Origin of the sequence: Neobacillus jeddahensis, from assembly GCF_000612625.1 — a bacterium.
Classification (GTDB): Bacteria; Bacillota; Bacilli; order Bacillales; family Cytobacillaceae; genus Neobacillus; species Neobacillus jeddahensis.
Window position 1 is genome coordinate 1 of record NZ_CCAS010000011.1, and the last position, 17,881, is coordinate 17,881.

Here is a 17,881-nt window from a genome sequence, read left to right on the forward strand (position 1 = left end):
CAGACCCCCGTCACGCTAACGCTTTAGCACACTGGGGGTCTGACCCTTGAATTTGCAAAAAAGTACCAGGCCCCATGTGACTCTTCACACAACTCCTAGTACCAATTGATTACACTACTTCAGATAGATTTTTCAACGCCACTCGCGTTTGTTCCCCTTTTCCTTTTCTCAAGCTGATCATAGCAATAAAGGAGATACAGTAGAGGATCGCTAAGTAGCTCATGGCTATTGTGACGTTTGCGTGCTGCAGAATGAAGCCTACAAAAATGGGAGATAAGCCCCCTAATGCCCTGCCAAAGTTAAAGATGGTGTTCGTTGCCGTGCTGCGAACTTCTATTGGGAAGTAATAGCTAATCAGTGCACCGTAACCGGCAAACATTCCGTTCGAAAAGAATCCAACGATGGCGCCGCCAATTAACACACCTGCTGCTCCCGTTGCAAAGGAGTACAAGAATACTGCCACGGCTGAAGCAGCTAGGAAGAATCCATACGCTTTCTTCATGCCAAATCGATCCATCACTTGACCAAATGTTAACATCCCTGCCATCATTCCGACTGCAGTACTAATGGTCCATAAGGCAGAACCGGAAACCGACAACCCTTGTGAGGTCTGCAAAATCGATGGCAGCCAGATCATCAAACCATTATAGCCGGCAATTTGCACCGAAGCCATGATCGCTAATGCAATGGTCGTATAGGCTGTCCGTGGATTTGCAAATAATTGTTTTACATTTCCTTGCTTTACAGCTGCTTGCCGTTTTTCCTTTTGCGCTGCCAGCCATTCTGGTGATTCGTTTAAATTTTTCCTGACAAAGAAAGCAAAGATCACCGGGATAATGCCGACAAAGAACAACCCTCTCCAACCAAATGTCGGCAGAATCATGGCACTTAGCAGGGCAGCTAGGATCACCCCAAATTGAGCTCCAATACTGACATAGGATGAGGCACGGCCTTGTTTATTCTTTGGCCATGCTTCAGCGACAAGCGTCATACCAATTCCATATTCTCCGCCTGCACCTACGCCTGCAATAAACCTGAAAAGGTATACTTGCTCAACATTTCCCGCCAAACCTGTTAACGCTGTTCCAATTGCGAATATTAAGACCGTATACGTAAAAACTTTCACTCTTCCAAACTTATCTGCTAAGATCCCGAAAAGGATTCCCCCAAATAACATACCTAAGTTGGTGATAGAGGAAATCAAACCTCCTGTTGCCATGTCTAGATGAAATTCAGCGATGATCATGGACATAGCGAAGGAAATAAACATAATGTCCATTCCTTCTAAGGTCAAACCTGTTACCGATGCGACAACTGTCTTTTTCTGATAATTCATTCTGTGTTTCTCCTTTCGAGCCTCACTGGACTTGATTAAAAGATTTATTTAGCAAAAAAATGCCCTTTCATCCGAAGGACAAAAGGGCATTCATAGATACACAAATAGCATATATGAAGTGTAAAGTTCACCCTTTTTAGCCTCTCTGGACTACCTTTAAAGGAAATTTCTTTATAATCCTATCATGCCTATCGGCCGTTGTAAATTTTTTTTACGAAAACTCTTAAAACTTATTAGTGATTTATATCACTATATAAAACTGCCAATTTTTATATACAAATGGATCACAAATCATGGAAAGAGGTAATGATGGTACAAGGATGTCAGAGCGGCATGTTTGGAAATGGTCCTGTCACACTTTCAGAGGGACTAAATAAATTGGTGAGCGAACATATCCCATTACGGAACAGTTTATTTTAAAATCATTTGGCGTAGGCAATCCAGAAGCACAGATGACTCCTGTCAGTGCTGACATTTTTATGGTCATGTGTCCCATTGCTCTACCAGCAAACAAACCTTTCATCGCACTTTTTCCACCTGATTTTTCAATGATAATCCGAGTTTCGTCAACCAATACTTTTGTACCAGATTTAAAGTCGAATGTTTTCATCTTTATCTCCTCCCGCTTTACTTTAGTGGTTATATTTTCCACTATCTGTGATAATTGTCATAGTAAGAATAGAAACTATCATTTAAAAGCAGCATTGTCACTTGTCGAATTATCATGTTTAAGTCTATATGTATGATTCATCATACTTTTTCACAAAACTAAAATGCAATTGTAAATTTATGCTAAAATATTTATAAAAATTTCAAAAAAGAGAATAAAAAAGAGGTTAAGGAGAGCGATTATATGGACAGAATTATTTTATTCGACGGTGAGTGCAACTTTTGCGACCTAAGCGTACAATTCATCATTAAAAGAGACCCAAATGGACTCTTTAAGTTCGCTTCGTTACAAAGTGATATTGGAAAAGAGTTATTACATAAATATAATGCTCCAGATGATCTAGATAGCTTTGTTCTTCTGGAAGATAACCATTGCTACTTTAAATCTTCAGCAGCCCTACAGGTATGTAAGAACTTAAAAGGAGCGTGGAAGTTACCGTACTGCCTATTAGTCGTCCCGAAACCTTTGAGAGACTTTTTTTATGAAATTATCGCTAAAAATAGATATAAATGGTTCGGTAAAAAAGAAAGTTGTATGTTACCAACTCCAGAAGAAAGAAAACGGTTCTTATAAGACCGAAATATCTAAATAACAGTAATCTTCAGGTCGGAGATACCCCTTTTTTAATAGCCAAGAAAGCATCCCTCTGCTTGACCCGGTAATTAATGCGACCATTTCTTTTAAACCTAAATCCATGATGATCTCCTATCTGGAACAATGCTATTTTGATTATCTGATCACTTAATTCTACAAAACCATCAAATCTCCTTCCTTATTAATCCCTCTTAAAACACCCCGCAATAGCAGGAAAGCTCATGAAATCCTTCCTCATCTCCCGAAACGAAATCACTTCTTTTCCTCTAGTAAGCTGGAAATCTAACGAATATTCGTGACAGTTCAATGGGGTTTGATGAAATGTGGTGCGATAGAATTGGATTGCCTCTTGCTCGCTGGCTGCGAAGATAAAGATAAAATCCTTCTGACTCCTCTTCAATGAATAGATGCCAATCTTATGAAAACCTAACACATTGTTTTGAATCAATTCCGCTACTTTCTGATGATCCGCTTGATTTAAGTCTATTTTAGATATGTTGTCATCTAAAGAAATTTTATGCTCTGTTAGTAAATGGTAGATATAATGAGCTAATGAGGATTCTTCAAAGAGTAAACAATCTTGATAAAGATCTTTCACAACCATGTGATCACACCCCGTTATTAGATAGATTCATCCGTAGACTTCGTTCCTAAAAACTGCCTAAAGCTTATACCAGTGCAAGATTCAGTTCCTTTTGGTCCTCAATCGCCCCTGTATGCTCGTTATAATTCACCGCGATCGTTCCAACTGGACCATTTCGATTTTTCGAGACAATGATTTCAAGGGAATGATTCTCTGACTCTTTGTCATAATACGCTTCCCGGTACAGGAACAAAATGACATCAGCATCCTGTTCGACACTGCCCGATTCCCGAATATCAGACATCATCGGCCGTTTATTGGCCCTTGATTCCACCGAACGATTAAGCTGGGCCAAACAAATGACAGGGCAATCAAAATCCTTCGCCATCATTTTGAGGGATTTGGAGATTTCCGTGACTTGTAAATGGGCATTCCCACCGTAGAATTGATTTGAATGAATTAGGGTCAAATAATCAATAAAAACGATTGGTTTCTTGTGCGGAAATCGACTGATTACCTTTCTCATTTTCGCTCTTATTTCGGAAATCGTTTGTCCCGCCCCGTCAAATATTTGCATATTGGTTTCATTTAAATCATTAATTACATCGGACCAGTTGTTCTTTTGACTTTGACTTAACATCCGTTTCGGATCGCGCATTTTTGCCCGATTAATGCCCCCAGTTGAGGCAATTAAGCGAGAGGTGATCAGCTTTTCTGGCATTTCTAAGGAAAATACCAGTGGCAGGAATCCCGTCCAACCAGCCATTTTTGCAAAATGAAGCATCACATCGGTTTTTCCCATCGAGGGTCTTGCCGCTAGAATCGTCACTTCCCCGCCTTGAAAGCCTCCTGTCACATCATCAAGTTTTTTAATACCGGTTGTTACACTCTTAAGAAGTAGTTGATCTTCCCAGGGTGCCTCATAGATCGTGGACAATGCTTGTTGTAAGGACGTATGATCATCCATCTTCATTTGGTTAATTTTATCCAACTCGGCAATGACTTTCGCAATCTCCCAATCATTCATCGCTGCAACCGTTAAGATGTTTCTCTTCTCCCGTTCTTTCCACAGTTCAAGAATGAGCTTCTCCGTTCCGTCAAATTTCTCTACATCCGCATACGATAACAGCTCCGAAAGGTAAGACATTCCACCTAATGATTCAAGGTCTGGTAAGGTGGTCAAGTGAATCAAATCAACATGCTTACCTGCTCGATGTAACTCAACCATTCTCCGCATGATTTCTTTATGCCGTGTACTTTCCAGCTGTTCCGGTTGTACCACGGTATCCTTGAGTAAGTACTCCGCCTTCATTAAACTTCCTAAGAATGCTCTTTCAGCCATACTCATCACGCTTCACCTCTTGTTAGGTCGAGTTCAAACGTGCTTGGAATATCTCTTCCCGCAGTTGCTTGTCTTGTCTTTCGTACAGGCTCTTGGTTTTCCTGATGCACATCAATTTCTTCTACGGTCAGTAATGATTCGTTATCCCAGTTTTTGAGGATCCCCACAATATAATTCAGCTTTCGCTTGTTATTCGCACAGGCAATATTCATCGCTTTTAAAATCAATTCTTTTGGCTGTAAAAAGCTAGAATCATCTAACCAAGCTAACAGCTGCTGTTTTGCATTCACATTCGTCAAACCAAATCCATTTGCGTCCCAAAACTCCACAATTTCTTGAACCTCTTCTATTCTTTGTTTACTCTGTGATGGATGCTCTTTGGCTGGATGACTCTCAACATTTTGCTGACAAGCTTTTTGTTGTTGTTTTTGTTTTTCTTTTTGTTTTTCTTTTTGCCCACCTATGGTCTGAGGAGACAAGAACGATTCGTCCAATTTTTCAATTTCAGTTTCATATGTATTATTTTCAGTTTGAGTGCTAGCTTTCTTGCCGTAACACGGCTCTTCTTGTTGACAAAAAGCTTGATAGAGGCTGCGAATTTCCTGTTTGACTATCGATTCCGATACATATTCGATGAGAGAGTGATCCTCGACCTCTTTTAATTCAGAAACAATACAATCCATCACTGGCTTCCCACCGGCATTCAGGTTATATTTCCCCCAGTTTTTAATCGCGAGTTCTCTTGTTTCAGAATTGTAACGAATCACTTTATGATGCAGGATGAATCGGTCCATTAACGATTGAACAGTTTCAATTGAATAGCCCAAATCAAAAGCCATTTGTTTTTTGGTAATTTTATAGACTCCTATTTGAGTCGTATTTGGATTAGTAAGAATATAAAGGTAAAAATATTTGTCCTCCGGAGTCATCTCCTCTGAAACAACCGGATTCTTCCAGAAATCCGTACGGACTATTCGATACTTTGCCATCTTTAACCACTGCCTTTCTTTTAATAAAATTCCTTCCTACTTGTTATGTAATTAATTGAAGAAAATGGTTATATGTTTTTCATTAGAATATTTTATGACACCCTTCCATCCCCTGTCCTTAGCGAGATCTTTATGTAAAAACCTTCGTCTTCAGCACTTCTACAATATCGAGATTTTCGGGGTATTGCGAACTTCCTTTTACCATTTCTGAGGGGATTTTTAGAGCGAAACGACAAAAAAACGCCTTCAAAAATGATTTTTGAAGGCGCTTTTTGCCATTTTGGGTTATTTTTAGCATATTTTTCGAAAGTTCAGTTGTTTTTTTATAAGCAATTATTTAAGGAAAGTAGATGTCTTATAAACATTCTAAGCCCCTTAAGGGGCTTAGAATGTTTTTGATCAACTGAAATTTCTCTATTCAATGTCCCAGATTACAAAATCGTCATCCATGTTTTTATTGCCGTAGCCAAAATCAAAATCCCCATAATCCCTTGCAAAACTTTCGTATTAACTCTTTTCCCAATATGGGCTCCTATAGGTGAAGCCATTAAACTGGCAGCTACCATGATCATCGAAGGAAGGATTGGCACTTGACCTGTTGAAATTTTTCCAGAAACAGCTCCAATGGATGAAATAAGTGTAATGGCTAAGGACGAGGCAATGGTCATTCTTGTTGGAATCTTTAAAACCACGAGCATAATTGGTACTAACAAGAATGCTCCTCCGGCTCCTACAATACCAGCTCCAATCCCCACGATAAAAGCGAATAGTGCTGCAAACCACTTGTTAAATTGAACTTGTTCCAATGGAATATCATCCATTCCTTTTCTGGGAACAAACATCATCACAACGGCAATCAATGCTAAAATTCCATAGACAATGTTAATGCCGCTTTCCGGCATGTGAGTAGAACCAAATCCTCCCATAATGCTTCCAATCAATATACTACTTCCCATGTAGGTAATAAGTGTTTTATTTAAATATCCACCTTTACGATAAGCCAGAACCCCACCTAATGTCGCAAAGAATACTTGAATAGCTGTAATGCCTGAAACTTCGTGTGCAGTAAAATGACCGACACCCAGCATAACAGGAATATATAGCAACATAGGAAAGTTAATAATAGCTCCCCCTATTCCTAACATACCTGAAATAAAAGAGCCTACAAATCCAATTAGGAAGATCGTAAACAGTAAGCCACTATCCATGTTGTCCTCCTCTTTTGAAAAGGGAACCTTCATTGGTTCCCTTTTCGTTTTACCCTTTTTTGTTTGTACAATCGGCGTGGGACATGCCAAGTTTGGCATCCACTATTTTCAACTAATCCCTCCTTTTTACCATTAACGAATAGCACAACGGTTTGGACCGATTTCCATTTCACGTTGTTGTTCAATATCTGGGTTGACTTTTCCCATATTGGTTTGACGAATCTCTTGATAAGCGTTTGGCTGCGGTGGCAAGTTTTCCGTTACCATTTTTCTGAATTCTTCTTCGTCTTCAATGTTTAGACCATGATTTTTAGAAAACAATGTCCCTAATTTTTCTGACACACTTCCATCATCATTTAACTCATCCAACATCATAAAGTGTGCTGGTAGAACAATAAGTTCTTCTGATACTTCTCTGTAACGTATATAAAGAGTTTCTCTTAGATCTCCTACCCAGTCTTCTGCCTTACCTGCTAGATCCGGTCTTCCGATTGAATCAATGAACAAAATATCACCTGAAAGCAGGAACTTTTCATCTACTACAAAGGACGTGGAACCAATCGTGTGACCTGGAGAATACATTGCGTGAATATTTATAATCGTATTTCCGATTATTACGTCATTACCGTCTTCTAATGGTTGGTATCCAAAGGTTACTTCTGTTGCATCCTTTGATGGAAGCCAGTAGGTTGCACCCGTTTTTTCTGCAATTAAGCGTCCACCAGAAATATGGTCCGCATGAAGGTGTGTATCAAATACATGAGTCAATTTCGCACCGATTCTTTCAGCAAAGTCAAAATAGGTTTTTGTCATGCGTGTTGCATCGATCAATGCTGCTTCCCCGTTTGACACCACCATGTAGGATAAACAGCCTTTACCGATTCGAACAAACTGAAAAATTTCGCCTCCATCATTTAGGTCTCCCACTTTTACCGGTACTAAATGTTCACTCCATGCTTTCATTCCACCCTTAAGGTAGGACACGTTTAACCCAGCATCAGAAAGCATTTCTGCCACCATTACCGATGAACCTTCCTTTGCACAAACGACCAATACTTCTTTATCAGTAGGGATTTTTTTAATGATTTCTTCTACACCATCAAGCAATTCAAAATAGGGAACATTTAAATACTCAAAGTTTTCTCCTTCAATTTTCCAATCTTTAAAATCACTTTCATTACGTACATCAAGAATAAATAACTCTTCTTTATCAAAAATCTTTTTCGTTACCTCTTTTGAAGTCATCCCAGTTATAGTCATCTACCAATTACCCCCTACCGTATTATTTTATTTAAAAAAATAGGCTGATTTAAAATTCAGATTTAATGGAATTCCTATCCATTCCTCCATTATTTATGGATACCTGTTGTTTTCCCAGTCCACTGATTCATACCCGGTACAACATTCATAACGTTTGTAAAACCTTTTTTAGTTAATTTTTGTGCAGCAAGATCACTGCGGTTTCCTGTCCGGCAAACCACAAAAATTTGATCCTGTTTGTTTAATTCATTCAATCGGTCTTCCAACTCACCTAATGGAATGGAGATGGCGCTCAGAATATGGTTGAAAGCGTATTCTGCAGCTTCTCTAACATCGATAATTACGATATTTTCATTTGATCCAAGTATTTGCTCAAGATCTTCATTATTGATAACATTTGGATGTTTCTTTTCAGTGGCATCCTCGTCAGAAGATTTACGAAGATAATGGTTTAATACTTCGCCTGCTGCAATTGTCCCTAAATATTGATGACCGGCACTTTCAGCCCAGGCTTTCATGTCCGCTTTGGACCCTTTATCTGTCGCTTGCACTTTTAATACTTGCCCTGCGTCCAGATTATTCATTGCTTTTTTTGTTTTTACTATAGGCATCGGACATGCTAATCCTTTTGCATCTAAAATACCGTTTGCTTTTATGTTATCCATGTTGGACCTCCTGATTTATACCCACAAGGGGATTGTTTTTGTTAAAAAATTTATTCCACTTTACCTTCCCAAGCAAGCATACCACCCATCATGTTGGTCACGTTAAATCCATAGCTTTCAAGGAATTGTGAGGCACGACCACTTCTGCCTCCTGAACGGCATACCATGATATACTCTTTTGATTTATCTAATTCATGCATGCGAAACTCAACTAATCCTAATGGAATGTTTACGACACCTGGGATTTTTCCAGCTGCAACTTCATCCACTTCACGCACATCTATTATATTTAATTTCTTTCCTTCGTTTAATAATGTTTCAACCTCTTTTGCTGTCATTTGTTTCATCTTCATGTTCCTCCTGTTATGATGGTTTAAGTCCAAGCACTCATGCCGCCTTTGACGTTTGTTACTTTTGAAAATCCTAATTTTTTTAGGACCTTACTTGCCTGCCCACTTCTCATCCCACTTTGACAAATCACGATTACTTCTTTTTCCTTGGAAAGCTCTTTCTCTGCTTTTTGGTCAAGCTGATGAAGGGGGATATTTTTAAAACCCCTAATATGATTTCCTTTAAACTCTGCAAGTGTACGGACATCAACAAATTGTTTGTTTTTGTCATTCAATTCTGTTTTCAATTCTATTGTCGAAATAGTATTAACACCTTTAGTTGGCAAAAAGCGTTTCATTAGAAAGAATAGAATTACTACGATAACAAGATAATTTACATATTCCATTTGCTTTCCTCCTCGATGTAGGGGGAATCTCCCCTATCAATAAGTTTTATATAAACAGATTCACATTACCTTCCTGTGCATCTGCTAAGTATGCGGCAACTCCAGCATATTCAATGTGATCTAGAAGTTCTTCTTCCTTAAGACCCAACAGGTCCATCGTCATGGTACATGCTACAAGTTTTACATCCTGTTCTTGCGCCATTTCGATTAATTGCGGTAAGCCAAGAGCATTATGCTTTTTCATAATATCTTTGAGCATTTTCGGACCGAATCCTCCAAAGTTCATTTTAGAAAGGCCCATTTTATCAGCGCCTCTCGGCATCATTTTTCCAAACATTTTTTCCATGAAGCCTTTTTTTACTGGAATGTTTTCTTCTTTACGCAAGGCATTTAATCCCCAAAACGTATGAAAAATGATTACTTCATGATCATAAGCAGCTGCACCATTTGCAATGATATAGGCCGCCATTGCTTTATCGTAATCTCCACTAAATAAGACAATGGTTGTTTTTTTCTTTTCAGTCATGTTATGAACCTCCTAGATGTGATTTCATTAATACCCATATAGGTATTAATGAAATCAAAAAAATATCCGTTTTAAAGTTGATTACCGTTACCCCTATGGGTATTTATAATAGTAAAAATAAAAGAGGGTGTCAACCCTTTTTTATCGACTTTTTACTAGCAAATTAACAGCTTCTTGTACTAATTCTTCCATGGTTTTTTCACCTTGTTCATTTGCATTTTGAACACATTCCACTAAATTGGAACTAACAATAACTCCAATAGTACGGTCGATGGCACTTCTAGTTGCTGATAACTGGGTGATAACTTCTTTACAATCCTTGTTTTCTTCCATCATTTTTAAAATTCCTCGTAACTGTCCTTCAATCCGTTTTACTCTATTTTTCATTTGATCATTGTATTCCACTGTTTTTGCCTCCTTTATCAATTAATTTCTATTTTCAAGGTCTGTCCTACAAAAGAAAATGGCTTTGATTACATAAAATATTGATTAAAATGTTACCGGCTAAAATTAAAAATATCATTGACAAGTTCTATAATATACCCCTATAGGTATGTTGTCAATAATCTAATTTGAAAATAAATTAGAAGAAAAAGACTGCAATCTACAAGGCGGTCAAAGAAGGATTTGAAATGTAAATAATAAAATCATATACTTTTATCCTATCTCATTTTTATTCTATAACTGTTTCCCCACGGTCGTTTGTTGTTTCAACCTTTTTGTTTAGATTACCTCCAAATACAGAGGAATATGTTTTCCATCCTCCATCTAAATTCATTGCCTTAAACCCACTTTTATTTAAGATGCGTGTTGCCAGATATCCTCTTAAGCCAACCTGACATGAAACATAAATTGGTTTATCATGTGGCAGTTGAATCATTTTACATCTTAAATCATTTAATGGAATATTAATGGATCCTTTAATAAATCCAAACTCACGCTCCATTGGCTCACGAACGTCAATTAATAGTCCTCCCCCAGCAACAATTTCATCTATTTCATGCCATTGTATTGTTTCCAATTCGCCTTCCATGATATTAGAAGCCACATATCCAGCCATATTCACAGGGTCTTTTGCTGAAGAATATGGTGGTGCGTAAGACAATTCAAGATTGGTTAAATCTTCGACCGTTAATCCACCTTTAATAGCAGTAGCAATCACATCCATGCGCTTATCAACCCCATCAGCTCCAACCGCTTGTGCACCAAAGATTTTTCCAGTTTCTTTATCAAAAATTAATTTTAAAGCAATTGGTGCTGCACCAGGATAATACCCTGCATGTGAGCTTGGATGAATATGAACGACCTCATACGAAAGGCCTAAATGTTTCAATATTTTCTCATTGTTGCCTGTTGCTGCAACCGTTAAATCAAAAACTTTCGCAATCGAAGTACCTAATGTTCCTTGGTATTTTTCTTTTTTGCCCATCATATTATTTGCCGCCATGCGTCCTTGACGATTAGCTGGTCCTGCAAGTGGAATCATTGCCCTTGTACTGCTTATATAATCGACAACCTCTACCGCATCCCCAACTGCATAAATATCCTCATGAGAAGTTTGAAGAAATTCATTTACCACGATTCCCCCACGCTCTCCTAACTCCAATCCGGCAACTTTGGCTAATTCATTTTCCGGTCTGACACCGATAGAAAGAATGGTCATATCTGTTTCGATTTCTGTTCCATCAGAGAGATTAACCTTCTTTCCTTGGTCGGAAAATGACTCGATACCATTTTCAAAAATTAACTTCACACCTTTTTCTTTTACATGCGTGTGGAGAATACTAGCCATTTCTATATCGATTGGGGCCATAATTTGATTACTCTTTTCGATGATCGTCACTTCTATTCCTCTATCTGCCAAGTTTTCAGCCATTTCAATCCCAATAAATCCTCCACCAATGACTACAGCTTTTTTAGGATGATGAGAATCAACATAGTTTTTAATTTTATCTGTATCAGGAATATTTCTTAACGTAAATAATGTCTGATTTTCATTTAATCCTGGAATAGGGGGTACAATCGGTCTTGCTCCTGGTGATAATAATAACTTGTCATAGGATTCCTCGTACACTACTCCAGTTTTTACATTCTTTATCGTTACGTTTTTGGCTTCAGGATGTATGTTTACTACCTCGCTTAAATTGCGAATATCAAGGTTAAAACGTTCTGACATTCCTTTAACCGTTTGCACTACTAATTTTTCTCTGTCCTTGATCGTTTCACCAATGTAATAGGGTAATCCACAATTAGCAAAAGAAATATGTTCTCCTCGTTCCACTAGGATGATTTCCACTTCTTCACTAATTCTTCTTAATCTTGCTGCAGCTGTTGCTCCACCAGCTACTCCACCCACGATGATGATTTTTTGTGTCATGTTTTTCCCTCCAAATTTTTATATGGTAATTTCATTCTTTATAAATGGTATTTTTTTTTAGATATACCCCAGTGGGTAGTATACCTATATGGGTATTATAAAATCTAAAAAATATATATGAAAGTATTTTAAAAGATTTTCACAGAATCTTCACAATCAAAGGGAAAATATTCATATTTAAGAGCCATCTATAAAAGAACCCGTTTATATAAATATGCCATCTAAAACCGCTTCACCTGGAATTTGTCCGTAGCTCAGTTCCTCCTGTGCTCGGCGTATGGCTTGCAGCCCTTCTTTTTTCGCTAAATAAGCTCCAATTACCCCAGTTAGAATAATTAAAATTAATGTCGGCAACACACCCATCGTTTTACCAGAAAACAGCAAAACTCCTATATCCATCGCAGGAATAATGATGATTAATAATAATAAAAAGCGCATCTTTATCCACCTTTCTATAGACTTGTCTATAGTATCCTTGATTCCATTTTCATAAATTATCTAGTAAACTTGATCATAAAAAATATTGGTCGGTATGAAATCAATCCCCTCGCCTGTCTGTTTGACCAGAAAAAAGGGTCAGACCCTAAAGCATGCTAAAGAGTTAACATGCTGGGGGTCAGACCCTAAAGCACTAGGTCCTATCTTTCACTACTTCCATTCTTGAATCATCCACCATCATTTTCAAATCATGACCTGATGGATTCTGAAATAAGCGAAGTCCAAACTCTTGGGCTACGGCGAAAAGATGGTCAAAGATATCTGCTTGTATCGATTCGTATACTTCCCATCCTATATCATTTGAAAATGCATAGATTTCAAGTGGCAGCCCATGTTCTGTTGGCGCTAACTGTCTAACCAACAAGGTCATTTCTTGATTAATTCTAGGGTGAAGTTTCATGTAAGTGCTGATATAAGCCCGAAATACACCGATATTGGTAAGGGACCTTCCATTCACTGGATTGCTCCGATTAATATCGTTCTGAGTATTATACTCTTCAATTTCACGTTCCCGATCGATCATATAGTCCGAGAGAAGATCGATTGTATAAAATTTCTTCATCATTTCCCCGGTACAAAATGAAATACTTGTTACATCAATAAATAATGATCGCTTGATCCGTCGACCCCCAGAGTTTTGCATCCCTCTCCAATTTATAAAAGAATCGGATATCATAGCATAGCTTGGAATCATGGTAATCGTTTTGTCCCAATTTTGTACCTTTACTGTATTTAAAGAAATATCAATAATATCTCCATTTGCCCCGTATTTCGGCATTTCAATCCAATCACCAACCCGAACCATATCATTGGAAGCCAATTGAATCCCTGCAACAAGTCCTAATAACGAATCTTTAAAAACCAACATTAGTACTGCCGAGAGAGCACCAATCCCGCTTAGAAAAACAAGTGGACTCTTTCCGAACAGGTTCGCAATCACCAATATTACCCCAAATGTTATTACAATAATTTTAATTACTTGAATGTACCCTTTAATTGGCTTGGTCTTAGATATTTCATAGGTTTGATAAATATCATTAATCGCACTTAATAAGTGGTTCAACACCAGTAATCCTATAATGATTAGATAGGCAATTGCACCCTTTTCTATCAAATTCTGATAGCTTGGAAAGGTTGGTGAAAACAAATAAATAATGATTGCAGGAACAAAATGCGCTAATTTATGAAAAACCCTTCTCTCCAAGAGTATATTATCCCACGTGAATTTGTTATTTTTCACAATATGAGTTATTACCCTAATTACTACTTTTCTCGTGATAAAATGCGCTACAACACAGATTATCGATATAAATAGAATCATAATCATAACAGAAAGATACCCAGCGATGGTGGGATCTATATCAAAGTCTAAAAGCAGACCACTTATATAATTCAAATATTTTTCCTCCTTGATGTTACTTTGAAATATCTACAATAATAACAGAAAGTCGCTCATTTATATGGGGGCCACAATATTCACATTGAGGATCCTGATTTGATCGTCAAGGCGATTCAAAGAGTTCTTCATGTAGGAGCATATTCTACCATTCAATAGCCTAGTACGTAAATAAATCTATTTTTATTCGTTAAAACAGATGAAAACTCCAAAGAACCTACTCAGATTTTGAGTAGGTTCTCATTAAGGCTCAGATTCAATAAACTTTAAATAAGTTATTTTCATACTTCGAAAAATATTCCCTTTTCAAAAATGGGAATTTAGAATTTTTTCATTTTTCTGTTGAGCTACATATGATAAAGCATCGATAACTTTAAATGGAAGGAGGAGTTGATGTTGAGTGAGGAGAAAAAAGGTAAGTCTCTGTGGAAACCGCTTTTGGCTGCTCCCGCTTTATTTTTTCTTGCCCCTCTGGGCATCGGAATGTATCTAACACATCCCTTCCCGGCAAAAACCACGAAAACACCAAAAGAATACGGTCTTGAATTCGAAGATATTGAATTTTTCAGCCGAAAAGATCAAATAATGCTGTCTGGCTGGTGGATTCCAGCTGCTTCAAAGCAAAGCAAGAAAACGGTCATCACTGCACACGGTTATATGAACGAACGGGCCATGGAAAGGATTGAAGGACTGCAGCTCACCAAGGTTCTTTCAGAACAAGGGTATAATGTGCTGATGTTTGATTTCCGCAATGCCGGGAAATCCAAGGGGAAAACCACAGGAATCGGATATTTTGAAAGGCACGATTTATATTCGGCGATTGACTTTGCCATTCAGGAAAAAAATCAGGAAAAGATCGCTCTACTTGGCTGGAGTATGGGAGCTGCTAGCGCGCTTATTGCGGGATGCGAACATCCTGCTGCTTCCGTCATCATTGCCGACAGTCCCTTTTGTGATTTAGAGGCTTTTTTGAAAGAAAATCTTTCTCATTGGACCAAGCTACCAAAACGTCCATTTACGCCGATTGTTTATCATTCGATGCGAAAGATCCTCAAAATTAACCCCGCTGAAGTTTCCCCCATCAATCATGTTAAAAACACAAAAGGAAAATCCTTCTTCGTCATCCATAGTCAGGCAGATAAAGCCATTCCTTATACCGAAAGCGAAAAATTATTTCAAGCTATATCATCCGATAACCATAAAGAATTGTGGCTGACGAAGGAGTGTGAACACATCCATTCGTATCTTTCAAATAAAAAGGAGTATACACGTCATGTACTCCAGTTCCTAAATAAATACTTAAAGTTGGACTAAAGTCATTCATTTTATTGCCATGGATTCCTTTATTGGAAGTTTAGAACTGAAATTTAATAATAATGGCACTTTAAGTTATTCCACCATTTGCTGAATAAGAAAACTCGAGAAAATAATTGGTATTCAAAGGAGAAAAACTCCTTTATGTCGAAAATAGTATATAAAGGGGATGACCCAATGAATAAAGTTGGTTTATTAAAAAATCTACGCCATGCCAGTCGAGGGAATCTATTTTCAACAGAGATTACTAAGACTACAAAAGAAGATGAAAAAAAGATTGAAGAATGGGTTGGAGAATTAGAAAGTGAAGGAAAAATTAAGTTAAGAGAATGTGTTCAGCGAGAATACTCCATTTTTTTACATGGAATTATTAAGTATGCATCCGAATAATCGGGTGCTTTTTTGGGTTTGAATTTGGGAGGCAGTAAAAAATGCAGGCGGAGGGAAAGACCCTTAATCTTTTCTTCCGTATGTGTTTGTCAAATTTTTTGTAACTGTTGGAAACTAAAGAAATCATAAAAAATATTTCATAAAAAACCAACATAAATTAACAATCCAGTGTTAATTTATGTTGGTTTCCCTTTTTATTCATCTCTTTAAGCGATTATTATAATGAAAAAGTTTGTCTAAATCTGCAACCATTCTGCGGCACTTATTATAATCCTTTTCACGCTGTTTTTCCACTCGCATTCTCACTGAATGATGTCTTCTGTAGTCTTCATATCCTACTCCATGAGCACTACGTATCGCTTTTTCCATTTCGCTCGTATAACTTAATTGTAAATGATTGATAACAAATCATTCCTTTCAGATTTTTTCCGATGGCGAATTGATTTTTGAGTAGGTTTCATCTTACCAAGAAATTCATGGTCACACAAAGTCGAAAAATCGGAGGAATCTGCTGTATTACGGTATGTCATCCAAACACGGTAAAATACCACTGATATCCTTACCTTTTCAGCCACATCCTTCCATATAGTGCATGTCCTAAACATTTGGCCAAAGATATGCTGCGTCAAAGACCCCCCCCTCAATAGCTATTAAGGAAAGTAGTTGTCTCCCTGCAGGTATTGGTTTTGGAATATATAATCGTCATGATGCTTTTGATTTTCGTGTGATTAATATCACAAAACTACTGAAAAATTTAGCGTATCCTATATGTAGATATCATTAGATTCGACCGCCATCAAAGATGATAAGAATTACGAGTGAATAGTGAATGATGGTTAAGGAGGGAATTTTCAGGGGGACTTCAAACGTTGGATTAGCTGCTCCACTGCAACAATTAAAGGACGAGCATGTGCGTTGAAAGTAGAATTGTAATAAAAAGATTATAAAAGTAATAGGCAATTTTTTTACTCACTACTATTTGTATTATTTTTCTAATAAAGGAGATTTATAAATGACTGAAGATAAATTGTTAGATTTAATTAGTCCTGAAGCTGTGATTAATTTTGAAACTGGTGCGATTAAAGCAAGTACTTTGGATTCAATTATCAACCTTTTGCCATTTGAAATGGGCTTTTGCGATGCCAACGATATTTTCCGCTGGTATTCAAATAATCCAAACCGCGTGCATGGTCGCCGTAAAGAAGCGATTGGTCGCCCTGTGCTAGAGCTTCACCCAAAAGTGGCTCACCACGTTGAAAAATTGTTGAATGATTTCCGTTCAGGAAGACGCGACGAATGGGAATTTTGGTTCCCAAAACACTCCGGAGAATCAGGTCAAATTTACCAAAAATTCATGGCAGTACGTGATGAAAATGGAAAATACCTTGGCTGTATGGATGTGACCGTTAATATTGACCTATTCCAAGGAAAAGAAGGTAAAAATACTCCTGAAACTATTGAAGAATTTAAAACTGTTATGCCTAAATAGTAAAAAAACACCTTTCTCATTTGAGAAGTAGGTGAAAAACACATTGAATTCTTCATTTAAAGGGTTCTGTTTTGAAGTGCTTTTCTTAAAATACGTGCCGAAATGACAGTCGTATTGGCATAGTTATTAGTATTTATAAAAGTAAACTCGCCATCATAATTGGCGAGTTTCTTTATAGGAATTCAACATCCTGGTTTTATATAGAACCTACTTACTTGTGATACGGTTCACCTTAATGCATCAAAATGAGGTTCCCTTGCATTTTTGAGATACTACCCAATAATAAATACGAATTAAGCCGAATTTTCCGGCTATTTATCAGCTCGGTGCTTAACCCGATTCCCCCGATTAAAAAATGCGGCCCTCTTGATTCTAGAAGCGGGAATGGAACACGAGCTTCTGAATGGATGTGGATGCAAAAGGTACTGTATCCTCCAATCACTTGAATTTATCATTTTTTGTCGAACTTTTTTGAATTATTTATATCCTTTGCTTTTACTATTTATAG

At 37.5% G+C, this 17,881-nt stretch carries 21 protein-coding genes; 4 read left to right on the forward strand and 17 right to left on the reverse strand.

What is annotated here, in order from left to right:
* Positions 1-109: 109 nt before the first annotated feature.
* Together TY15_RS07185 and TY15_RS07190 are read right to left on the reverse strand one after the other, a co-directional pair.
* Positions 110-1,336, reverse strand: coding sequence for an MFS transporter (locus tag TY15_RS07185; protein ID WP_040209147.1), 1,227 nt, complete (start codon positions 1,334-1,336; stop codon positions 110-112).
* Between the two features lie 352 nt (positions 1,337-1,688).
* The gene (locus TY15_RS07190; protein ID WP_040209148.1) at positions 1,689-1,946 is read right to left on the reverse strand and encodes a hypothetical protein; all 258 of its coding nucleotides are present in this window, start codon (positions 1,944-1,946) and stop codon (positions 1,689-1,691) included.
* Positions 1,947-2,189: 243 nt separating this feature from the next.
* Here TY15_RS07190 and TY15_RS07195 point away from each other — a divergent pair, with 243 nt between their 5' ends.
* Complete coding sequence (locus TY15_RS07195; RefSeq protein WP_040209150.1) at positions 2,190-2,579, forward strand: thiol-disulfide oxidoreductase DCC family protein; 390 nt, start codon at positions 2,190-2,192, stop codon at positions 2,577-2,579.
* On the opposite strand, the gene TY15_RS25100 is transcribed toward TY15_RS07195, so the two are convergent.
* The 14 genes from TY15_RS25100 to TY15_RS07260 form a co-directional block, all read right to left on the reverse strand.
* The gene (locus tag TY15_RS25100; RefSeq protein ID WP_257000308.1) at positions 2,574-2,702 is read right to left on the reverse strand and encodes a hypothetical protein; all 129 of its coding nucleotides are present in this window, start codon (positions 2,700-2,702) and stop codon (positions 2,574-2,576) included. The genes TY15_RS07195 and TY15_RS25100 overlap by 6 nt on opposite strands.
* A gap of 79 nt (positions 2,703-2,781) precedes the next feature.
* Positions 2,782-3,204, reverse strand: coding sequence for a hypothetical protein (locus TY15_RS07200; RefSeq protein ID WP_040209151.1), 423 nt, complete (start codon positions 3,202-3,204; stop codon positions 2,782-2,784).
* Between the two features lie 64 nt (positions 3,205-3,268).
* The gene (locus TY15_RS07205) at positions 3,269-4,531 is read right to left on the reverse strand and encodes a replicative DNA helicase (RefSeq protein ID WP_040209152.1); all 1,263 of its coding nucleotides are present in this window, start codon (positions 4,529-4,531) and stop codon (positions 3,269-3,271) included.
* Complete coding sequence (locus tag TY15_RS07210; protein WP_042374249.1) at positions 4,531-5,514, reverse strand: DnaD domain-containing protein; 984 nt, start codon at positions 5,512-5,514, stop codon at positions 4,531-4,533. The genes TY15_RS07205 and TY15_RS07210 overlap by 1 nt, the downstream gene beginning before the upstream one ends.
* Before the next feature lie 431 nt (positions 5,515-5,945).
* A complete protein-coding gene (locus TY15_RS07215) occupies positions 5,946-6,722 on the reverse strand; it encodes a sulfite exporter TauE/SafE family protein (protein WP_040209475.1) in 777 nt (258 codons plus the stop codon).
* A gap of 132 nt (positions 6,723-6,854) precedes the next feature.
* Positions 6,855-7,982: an MBL fold metallo-hydrolase gene (locus TY15_RS07220; RefSeq protein WP_040209153.1), complete on the reverse strand. Its 1,128-nt coding sequence runs from the start codon at positions 7,980-7,982 to the stop codon at positions 6,855-6,857.
* 89 nt (positions 7,983-8,071) lie between these two features.
* Positions 8,072-8,647 carry a sulfurtransferase TusA family protein gene (locus TY15_RS07225; protein WP_040209155.1) on the reverse strand — a complete coding sequence of 192 codons (576 nt, stop codon included), beginning with the start codon at positions 8,645-8,647 and terminating at the stop codon, positions 8,072-8,074.
* 50 nt (positions 8,648-8,697) lie between these two features.
* Complete coding sequence (locus TY15_RS07230; RefSeq protein ID WP_040209156.1) at positions 8,698-8,994, reverse strand: rhodanese-like domain-containing protein; 297 nt, start codon at positions 8,992-8,994, stop codon at positions 8,698-8,700.
* A 26-nt stretch (positions 8,995-9,020) separates the two neighbouring features.
* Complete coding sequence (locus tag TY15_RS07235; RefSeq protein ID WP_040209157.1) at positions 9,021-9,383, reverse strand: rhodanese-like domain-containing protein; 363 nt, start codon at positions 9,381-9,383, stop codon at positions 9,021-9,023.
* Between the two features lie 46 nt (positions 9,384-9,429).
* Entirely contained in the window at positions 9,430-9,909 is a 480-nt protein-coding gene (locus TY15_RS07240; RefSeq protein WP_040209158.1) for a DsrE/DsrF/DrsH-like family protein, read from the reverse strand.
* Between the two features lie 141 nt (positions 9,910-10,050).
* Positions 10,051-10,314, reverse strand: a complete 264-nt coding sequence (locus TY15_RS07245; RefSeq protein ID WP_040209159.1) for a metal-sensitive transcriptional regulator — start codon at positions 10,312-10,314, stop codon at positions 10,051-10,053.
* A gap of 268 nt (positions 10,315-10,582) precedes the next feature.
* Entirely contained in the window at positions 10,583-12,286 is a 1,704-nt protein-coding gene (locus TY15_RS07250) for a CoA-disulfide reductase (protein ID WP_042374252.1), read from the reverse strand.
* Positions 12,287-12,490: 204 nt separating this feature from the next.
* Positions 12,491-12,724 carry an FxsA family protein gene (locus TY15_RS07255; RefSeq protein WP_081799351.1) on the reverse strand — a complete coding sequence of 78 codons (234 nt, stop codon included), beginning with the start codon at positions 12,722-12,724 and terminating at the stop codon, positions 12,491-12,493.
* A gap of 193 nt (positions 12,725-12,917) precedes the next feature.
* Positions 12,918-14,180: a mechanosensitive ion channel family protein gene (locus TY15_RS07260; protein WP_040209160.1), complete on the reverse strand. Its 1,263-nt coding sequence runs from the start codon at positions 14,178-14,180 to the stop codon at positions 12,918-12,920.
* A gap of 396 nt (positions 14,181-14,576) precedes the next feature.
* Between TY15_RS07260 and TY15_RS07265 the strand changes: the two genes are divergently transcribed.
* Together TY15_RS07265 and TY15_RS07270 are read left to right on the forward strand one after the other, a co-directional pair.
* Positions 14,577-15,494 carry an alpha/beta hydrolase gene (locus TY15_RS07265; protein ID WP_179301870.1) on the forward strand — a complete coding sequence of 306 codons (918 nt, stop codon included), beginning with the start codon at positions 14,577-14,579 and terminating at the stop codon, positions 15,492-15,494.
* 177 nt (positions 15,495-15,671) lie between these two features.
* A complete protein-coding gene (locus TY15_RS07270; protein WP_148335998.1) occupies positions 15,672-15,884 on the forward strand; it encodes a hypothetical protein in 213 nt (70 codons plus the stop codon).
* 198 nt (positions 15,885-16,082) lie between these two features.
* On the opposite strand, the gene TY15_RS25440 is transcribed toward TY15_RS07270, so the two are convergent.
* The gene (locus TY15_RS25440; protein ID WP_476738870.1) at positions 16,083-16,253 is read right to left on the reverse strand and encodes a YuzK family famiily protein; all 171 of its coding nucleotides are present in this window, start codon (positions 16,251-16,253) and stop codon (positions 16,083-16,085) included.
* 643 nt (positions 16,254-16,896) lie between these two features.
* Here TY15_RS25440 and TY15_RS07280 point away from each other — a divergent pair.
* Positions 16,897-17,373, forward strand: coding sequence for a PAS domain-containing protein (locus TY15_RS07280; protein ID WP_040209163.1), 477 nt, complete (start codon positions 16,897-16,899; stop codon positions 17,371-17,373).
* The last annotated feature ends 508 nt before the right edge of the window (positions 17,374-17,881 follow it).